This is a genomic window from Albimonas pacifica, from assembly GCF_900113695.1.
In the GTDB taxonomy this organism is placed as follows: domain Bacteria; phylum Pseudomonadota; class Alphaproteobacteria; order Rhodobacterales; family Rhodobacteraceae; genus Albimonas; species Albimonas pacifica.
In genome coordinates this window covers 1-2,969 of the sequence record NZ_FOQH01000048.1, presented here as the reverse complement: position 1 = coordinate 2,969, position 2,969 = coordinate 1, and the positions used below count along the sequence as shown (strand labels likewise).

At 64.5% G+C, this 2,969-nt stretch carries 4 protein-coding genes; all 4 read right to left on the bottom strand.

The features are described from left to right. Positions 1 to 21: 21 nt before the first annotated feature. Genes BM064_RS26490 through tnpA form a run of 4 tightly spaced genes read right to left on the bottom strand, consistent with a single transcriptional unit; the run spans position 22 to position 2,883 of the window. Positions 22 to 591 carry a plasmid pRiA4b ORF-3 family protein gene (locus BM064_RS26490; RefSeq protein ID WP_092866569.1) on the bottom strand — a complete coding sequence of 190 codons (570 nt, stop codon included), beginning with the start codon at positions 589 to 591 and terminating at the stop codon, positions 22 to 24. Beyond that, on the bottom strand, positions 588 to 2,114 hold the full coding sequence (gene tnpC / locus BM064_RS26485; protein WP_092866565.1) for an IS66 family transposase: 1,527 nt from the start codon (positions 2,112 to 2,114) through the stop codon (positions 588 to 590). Before tnpC ends, BM064_RS26490 begins: the two co-directional genes overlap by 4 nt. A 59-nt stretch (positions 2,115 to 2,173) precedes the next feature. After that, positions 2,174 to 2,521, bottom strand: a complete 348-nt coding sequence (gene tnpB / locus BM064_RS26480) for an IS66 family insertion sequence element accessory protein TnpB (protein ID WP_092866562.1) — start codon at positions 2,519 to 2,521, stop codon at positions 2,174 to 2,176. Beyond that, positions 2,518 to 2,883 carry an IS66-like element accessory protein TnpA gene (gene tnpA, locus BM064_RS26475; protein ID WP_092866559.1) on the bottom strand — a complete coding sequence of 122 codons (366 nt, stop codon included), beginning with the start codon at positions 2,881 to 2,883 and terminating at the stop codon, positions 2,518 to 2,520. The genes tnpB and tnpA overlap by 4 nt, the downstream gene beginning before the upstream one ends. Between the last annotated feature and the right edge of the window lie 86 nt (positions 2,884 to 2,969).

The window sequence follows — 2,969 nt, the reverse complement described above, 5'->3', positions numbered from 1 at the left end:
GTAAGCGTCCGGTGGCGGCGCTCATTTCTTCCGCGGCTTCCACTTCTTGGCGAGTTTAAGAACTTCGAGGCGGAGTTCGTCGGCGTCAGGGACGTGCGGATCGAACGGTCCGCCTGCCCATCGGATCATATTCTCATGCTCGGGATGGTTTGGATCACTGACTGCGTCGAGGAAGTCTTCGTATCCGGGAAGGCCGCCGACGTCCTCGGGCGGGCATCTGCCGATAATGTCGGTGAGCCGGGGGTATAGATTTCCGGGCGCCGGATCGCCGATGGTCTGTGCATCGATCCGATGAACCCAGTTGTCCCCGAAGTCGTAGATGTAGCGGATCGGCGCTGTTCCGGCGTTGCTGGCGACGTCTGCGAGGCGGGACTTGGCGACCGGTAGCGCGTCCGTGCCGAAGTCGGGATCAGGCAATCCCCAACGGGTCTCGCCCACCATGAACTCGTAGAGATGGTAGTTTTCCCACCCCATTGCTGCTTGGATAACGAGATGCAGCCGCTCAAGGCGGATATCGACCGGGACCTCGAGAGTGCGCGAGACGACGGGCTCGATGCCCTCGAGGGTGATCTTCAAGCGAGCGATGGTCATGCCGGGATGTGGTCCTTCTCCGGGGCCGACCGCCAGTTCCACGGCAGCAGATCATCTACGCGGGTGATCTTGTAATCCGGGATACGCGCGAGGGTGTCGGCGAGCCATCCTTGCGGGTCGACGCTGTTCAGTTTGGCGGTTTCGATCAGGGTGTATGCGATGGCGGCGGCGCGTCCCCCAGTCTGCGAGCCGACAAACAGGTAGTTTTTCCGTCCGACAGCCACCGATCGCATTGCCCGCTCGGCCGTGTTGTTATCGAGCTCCAGGAAGCCGTGGTCGAGATAGGGCCGGAGCCGCTTCATGCGCGTCAGGGCATATCGGATCGCCACCGCCAGGGGCGACTTGCCCGAGATGCTGGGCAACTGGCCGTGCAGCCAGGTCTCCAGTTCATCGAAGATCGGCTTCGCTTTCGCCTGGCGGATCTCAACCCGGCGACCGGGCGGCGATCCACGCGCTTCCTTCTCGACGGCGTAGAGTTGCGCTATGCGTTTGATGGCCTCGTCGGCGATAGCCGAGCCCTGGGCCCGGTGGACGTCGACGAACTTGCGCCGAACGTGGGCCATGCAGGCGACCTCGCGGATGTCGCTGGAACGATAGAGGTCTTCGAACCCGGCATAGCCGTCGGCGTGCATCCAGCCTTGGTAGCTTGATAGATGATCCTTGGGGTGCTGGCCCTTGCGATCAGGCGAGAACCGATACCAGCTGGCGGGCGGGGCATCGCCACCCCAGGGCCGCTCATCCCGCCCGTAGGTCCAGAGACGCGCCGTTGCGGTCTTCCCGGCGCCGGGCGCCAGCATCTTTACCGGGGTATCATCCGCGAAGATCGCCTGTCCGGCCAGCACATGGCGTCCGATGGCATCGGCCAACGGCTCCAGCAGCGCCGTCGACTTGCCGACCCAGTCGGCCAGCGTCGAGCGATCGAGGTCGAGCCCCTCGCGGTCGAAGATCTGACTCTGCCGATAGAGCGGCAGGTGGTCGGCGTATTTGGAGACCAGAACATTTGCCAGCAGGCCGGGTCCGGGACGACCGCGCTCGATCGGGCGGGATGGCAAAGCGGCCTGAGTGAAGGCGTCACAGCCGGAACAGGCCATGCGCGGGCGGACGATCCGGTTTACGATGAACCGGCCGGGCACATACTCCAGCTCTTCGGTCACATCCTCGCCGAGGCGGCGCAGCGTCCCACCGCAATGGGCACAGTCCTCGTCGCCGGTGGTCAGCTCGATCTCCTGGCGCAGAATGTGGTCGGGGATCGGTCGACGCTTCGGCTTGTCATTCGGCTCCTCGTCCGGGAGCCGCAGCTTCGCGGTCATCTTGGCGACGGCGATCTCGCTCGTCTCCAGTGCCAGTTGAAGCTGCTCGATGGTCTCGGATGAGGCGCCGAACCTGTGGCTGCGGTGTCCGGCCAGCTGGTGGCGCAGCTTCTCGATCAGCAGCGCCTGCGACTTCACCTCGGCCAGCAGAAGCGCCGTGAACCGCCGCAGTTCCTCGGGGTCTTCTGGCAGGGATTTGGCCACGTCCAGCATGATCAATCATAACAAAACAAGAGCCTGGCGGGAATCCTGAAGGTGCTGACGGCACCGAATTATCCCGCCTTGAGCGGCTTCCAGCTTCGTTGCGGCAGACGCCAGTCGATCCCTTCCAGCAGCATCGCCATCTGCGCCGGCGTCACCGATACCTTCCCATCCGCCGGCGAGGGCCACACGAACCGCCCCTTCTCCAGGCGCTTCGAGAACAGGCACGCGCCTTGGCCGTCCCACCAGATGATCTTGATCAGATCGCCGCGCCGGCCGCGGAAGACGAACATGTGGCCGGCGAACGGGTCCTGCTTCAGCGTCTGCTCCGCCTGGGCCGCAAGCGTGGTGAAGCCCCGGCGCATGTCCGTCACGCCCACGGCAAGCCACACGTGGGTGTTTGCCGGGACTGGGATCATCCGGACAGCCCCCGGATCAACCGGGCCAGCGCCTCGGGGTCGTAGGACCCGCAGACCCGCAGCCGGTGACCACCTGCGATGTCGATCTCGATCATGCCCGCCGCAGGCGCGGGATCGGCGGCGGCTTTGCCATCGTCATGCATAGGCTGATCGACGATCTCGACAGGAAGGAAACAAGCAGCATCCGGCTCTGCCGGGGGCTCCGGCGCATAGCGCGGGTCGCGCAACCATTTGAAGATCAGGTTGGCGTTCATCGCGTAACGCCGCGCCACCCGCGCAACCGACACGCCGGGGGCCGTCGTCTGCAAACAGATCGAACGCTTCTCCTCGTCTGTCCAAAGCCGCTTCGTCCGACGCGCCATCAGGGCCTCATAGTGTCCACTATCCCGTGGTGGACACTATCGAACCGTCTCTATGTCAGGCAGGGCAGTGAGACCGGGCGCTTACG